The 4,771-nt window shown below is 53.0% G+C and carries 6 protein-coding genes; all 6 read left to right on the top strand.

All coding sequences use genetic code 11. From position 1 onward, the window contains the following. Positions 1-80: 80 nt before the first annotated feature. On the top strand, positions 81-452 hold the full coding sequence (gene tnpA, locus PSCS_RS04525; protein WP_068810618.1) for an IS66-like element accessory protein TnpA: 372 nt from the start codon (positions 81-83) through the stop codon (positions 450-452). Beyond that, complete coding sequence (gene tnpB / locus PSCS_RS04520; protein WP_068810617.1) at positions 449-784, top strand: IS66 family insertion sequence element accessory protein TnpB; 336 nt, start codon at positions 449-451, stop codon at positions 782-784. The genes tnpA and tnpB overlap by 4 nt, the downstream gene beginning before the upstream one ends. Before the next feature lie 85 nt (positions 785-869). After that, positions 870-2,453 (top strand): IS66 family transposase, encoded by a 1,584-nt coding sequence (tnpC, locus tag PSCS_RS04515; protein ID WP_068810616.1) that lies wholly within the window; start codon positions 870-872, stop codon positions 2,451-2,453. 34 nt (positions 2,454-2,487) lie between these two features. Further along, the gene (locus PSCS_RS04510) at positions 2,488-3,699 is read left to right on the top strand and encodes an alpha/beta hydrolase family protein (protein WP_068810615.1); all 1,212 of its coding nucleotides are present in this window, start codon (positions 2,488-2,490) and stop codon (positions 3,697-3,699) included. An 81-nt stretch (positions 3,700-3,780) separates the two neighbouring features. Then, a complete protein-coding gene (locus PSCS_RS04505; protein WP_068810614.1) occupies positions 3,781-4,305 on the top strand; it encodes a serine hydrolase domain-containing protein in 525 nt (174 codons plus the stop codon). 68 nt (positions 4,306-4,373) lie between these two features. After that, positions 4,374-4,771: transposase (locus PSCS_RS04500; RefSeq protein WP_198544289.1), on the top strand; the 398-nt coding region annotated here is incomplete at its 3' end.

The raw sequence follows: 4,771 nt of genomic DNA, 5'->3' as shown, positions 1-4,771 counted from the left end.
GTATCCGTCCGGCCATCACATCTTGAATTGACATGCGTCTGATTCGATAGTGTCCACTTATTTTTAAGCGGACACCTATCATGAACGAAATAAGCGTAGTTAACCGCGCACCTAAGCGCAAACGCTATACCCAGGCATTCAAACACAAAGTCATTACTGCCAGTTTGCAACCTGGCGCCTCGGTGGCCCGTGTCGCACTGGAGCACGGACTTAACGCCAACATGCTGCGTAAATGGATTCGATTGGCGAAGAACAACACGACTGACACGACACCGAGCTTTGTCGCACTGCCAATGCCTGGTCAGGCCTCGTCCGTATCAAGTGCCAGACAAGGCGTTGACAGTGAATCAATCCGGATGGAGATTCCGTATCGCCATCAGAGCATCAACATCAGTTTGCCGCTCTCACAGATGGAGCGATGCCTGGCGTTGTTGCGAGAGCTGTTACAGTGATCCGTATTGATCAGATCTGGCTGGCCACTGAACCGCTGGATATGCGCGCCGGTCCTGATACGGCACTGGCGCGGGTGGTTCAAGTCTTCGGCAGTGCCCGGCCGCATTGTGCGTATTTGTTTGCCAACAAGCGCGCCAACCGGATGAAGGTGCTGATCCACGACGGCCTGGGCATCTGGCTGTGTGCCCGGCGGTTGAACCGCGGTAAGTTCTACTGGAGCGAGCCGTGGCAAGCGGCGCAGCTGTCGCTCAGTGATGAGCAGCTGCAGGCGCTGGTTCAAGGTCTGCCCTGGCAGCGCATCGGCGAAGCCGGGGTGGTCACTATCGTGTAATGTATATCGAATCATACCCTTGTGCTCAGTGCTATTACCCAATAAGCGTATCGAACTGAACGCCTGGCAGTGGCATACTTGTGCCATGACTCAACCGGATCTGAACAAGCTGGATGCCGAACAACTGCGCGCCCTGGTCACCCAGCTCATGGGTAATGCCGCCGAGCAGCAGGTCGAGGTGCAAGCCCTGCAACAACGCACTGAGCGTATTGAGCAGCGCAACCAGCACCTGGAAGCGGTCAACGCCAAGCTTTCACATGAGTTGCTGCTGCTTCGCCGTTTAAAGTTCGGTAAACAAAGCGAGAAGCTCGACTCACTGCAGCGCAGTCTGCTTGAGGACATCATCGATGCCGACACCAGCGCCATCGAACAGCAGTGGGCAGATCTGGTCAAAGATGAGCCGATCAACAACAAACCCAAAACGCAGCCCAAGCGGGTGGCATTGCCAGCTGAGCTGCCTCGTACACTCATACGGCACGAACCTCAGAACACGCATTGCCAGTGTGGTTGTCAGCTCAAACGCATCGGCGAAGACATCAGCGAGAAGCTGGACTATACACCCGGTGTGTTCAGTGTCGAGCAGCATATCCGTGGCAAGTGGATCTGCACTGACTGCGAAACCCTGACCCAGGCACCGGTTCCAGCACACGTGATCGATAAAGGCCTGCCGACCACCGGATTACTGGCCCACGTACTGGTGGCCAAGTACGCCGATCACCTGCCACTGTATCGCCAGGAACACATCTTTGGCCGGGCCGGTTACCCGATTGCCCGTTCCACCTTGGCGGATTGGGTGGGCCGCTGTGGTCACGCCCTGCAGCCGCTGGCCGATGCGCTGCGTGAGACGATCCTGAATCATCCGGTTGTGCACGCCGATGAAACACCGGTGCCGGTGCTGGAGCCGGGTAAGAAAAAGACCAGTCGAGCCTACATCTGGGCGTACTGCACGACCCCTTATGCTGACACCAAGGCAGTGGTGTATGACTTTGCACCCTCGCGTGCCGGTGAGCATGCCCGCCGCTTCCTTGAGGGCTGGCAGGGCAAGCTGGTCTGCGACGATTACAGCGGTTACAAAGCCAGCTTTGGCCAGGGTGTGAGCGAAGTGGCTTGCATGGCGCACGCTCGTCGTAAGTTCTTCGAGCTGCATGAGAGCAGTAAAAGCACGCTGGCGGCCACTGCCCTGGAGCAGATCGGCCGACTCTATGAGATAGAGCGTCAGGCCAAGGGGCTTGATGATCAGCAGCGCCATATACTCAGGCAACAACGTGCCAAACCGATTGCCGATGAGCTACATACCTGGCTGGTGGCCAGTCGTCAAAAAGTGCCTGATGGCACAGCAACGGCTAAGGCTATCGATTACAGTTTAAAACGCTGGGGTGCCCTGATCCGTTATCTGGATGATGGCGGTGTGCCCATCGACAACAATCAGGTTGAAAACCAGATGCGTCCCTGGGCGCTGGGTCGCAAAAACTGGCTCTTTGCTGGCTCGCTTCGCAGCGGGCGGCGTGCCGCTGCTGTGATGAGTCTGATACAGTCGGCCCGGTTAAACGGTCACGATCCTTATGAGTACCTGAAAGATGTGTTGGCCCGATTGCCGACCCAGCAGGCCAGTGCCATTGCTGAGCTGCTGCCACACAGCTGGAGTCCGGAAACGGCTGTCAATGTGTGATGAGCGAACGCTTACCATCAAAAGGAGAAGGCGCATGAAGACCGCCGTAACCGTATGTACTTTGATCATCGGAATCGCAAGTAGTGTCGCGTTTTCACAACCTACGGATGGAAGCTGGTTAGGCTACCAGCCAGGTCCCTATAAAACCGGCACCATGCTGGATATGTGGGAAGATGGTGACAGGGAGGATATTACAACGTCAGATCCCGACGACAATCGCCGCATCATGGTTCAGATCTGGTATCCCGCATCGCATGATGATCACCCTGAATTTGTCCCGTACTCTGCTCGAGAAAATCTGTATCAAGAGTTCATCCGATCCTGGTTAACACCTGTCGCCAACTACCCTACAAACTCTGTATTGAATGCGCCATTAGCAGGTGAACAGGAACAGTATCCGCTGCTGATCTATAGCCATGGCAATCGTTTTCCCTTATTTACCGGTACCGCTCAAACCGAGTTTCTCGCAAGTCATGGATATATAGTCGTAGCCATTGGGCACCCTGACAGCAGCGGGCTGGCATCTTACCCGGATGGAAAGCCCTATGTGTATGACACGCAACCATCGATGCCCAGTCGGGAAGAATTAATGAAAATGATTGCGCACGAGTTTTACCTGACAGAATCGGCAGATCTTGCCCGGTTGTTTGAAGCTCATGCCGAAGATTTCTCGTTTGCTATCGACAGGATGGAGGGTTTATCCGAAAACAGTGAGAGTCTGTTTTATCATCGCGTGAATTTCGATCAAATTGGCACATTTGGCTGGTCCAGAGGGGGAGCAACAGCACTTCAGGTCGCCATTGACGATGACAGAATCAAAGCTGGAGTGTTGCTTGATGGAGATCTCTTTCAACGGCCAATGTCCAGGACCGGCACTCATGTACCGATTCTGATGCTTGAAAATCCCAGTTATGATTTACCTTTTGGTGGTGAAATGGATCCAAACCGGCAAGAAAGCATATCAGCGCTTGATTCAGAAAAATGGGGTATGCTCAATCGATCTACGGATGACTGGTATCGGGTACGTATCTCTGGAGCAGCGCATTTGAACTTTTCTGATGTACCGTTGCTGGTGGATTTGAATCCAACGGTAGCTGGCACCATTGATCCACTTCGAGCGCACGAATTAATCCGGTCGCTGGTGTTTGAATTTTTTGGAAAATACCTGCGCCACGATACTACGGCACCAATACTGGGTGGGGAGCAGCAAGAGTCAGAGCTGCGTATAGCGAGACCAGCGCAATGACTGTAGAGGAAGTCCGATTAAACTGAGTTCTCAGAACTTTCTCAGAAAGATGCTTTGAGCCATTAACAAAGGGTCACTCACATGTATAAGATATTGATAGTTTTTATATTCGCTTCCAGTGCTGCCTATAGTGCGGACTCTGAAAGGTTCAATGTACTCAATTTATGGCTGGATCAACTTGAAAGTGAAGGGTTTGCAGGAGTGGTAGCGATAGCAAAAGGTGGAGATATTATTGCAGAGGAAGCCAGGGGGCTTGCGATTGAAGAGGGAAATGTACCCAATACTATTAATACTTACTTTGATGCTGCTTCCATTGCCAAAACACTGACTGGAGCCTCGGTGCTTTTGGCGGAAGCCGAGGGGATGCTATCAACAGAGGATTCGATAGCAGAATTTCTGGGCCCAATGGATACTGAAAAGGGCAGGGCAACTCTACATAACCTGGCTACCCATAAAGCGGGGTTAGTGCCAAGAGGGTATGACCTTAGATATGGCACAGATCGAAATGAATACATCCAGTCTGTTATCTCCGCCCCGCAAGAAAGCACTCCGGGTTCTGAGTACAGATATAGAGTTATAACTGAATCTGGTGTTCAGAGAGGTTGAAAAGAAGCGACGTATCTGGTTGATTTGTTGTCGCCAAACAAGTCAATCAACACGAGGAATACGCCGCTATGGACAAGAGTAACGTTGTTGGGTTTGCAGGTCGAGAGAAGAATGCCGATCCGTTGACACAATTACTTCGTCAAGGTGCCCGAGATTTGATTCAACAGGCCGTAGAAGCCGAGTTGTCAGAGTATTTACAACAATTCACAGAACGACGACTGGAAGATGGCCGTGCCGCAGTTGTGCGCAATGGCTACCAGCCGGAGCGCGACATTCAGACGGGGATCGGGCCTGTGACCGTCAAGGTGCCGAAGATTCGCGCCAAAGATGGTAAACCGGTCACCTTTCGCTCAGCGCTGGTACCGCCGTATGTGCGCAAGACGCGTTCGCTGGAGGCTGCTCTGCCGTGGCTGTATCTGAAAGGCGTCTCGACGGGCGAGATGGACAATGCATTGCAAGTGCTGGT

This window comes from Pseudohongiella nitratireducens, assembly GCF_001642735.1.
In the GTDB taxonomy this organism is placed as follows: domain Bacteria; phylum Pseudomonadota; class Gammaproteobacteria; order Pseudomonadales; family Pseudohongiellaceae; genus Pseudohongiella; species Pseudohongiella nitratireducens.
The sequence above is the reverse complement of the archived record's forward strand: the minus strand, read 5'-3'. Positions and strand labels throughout refer to the sequence as shown.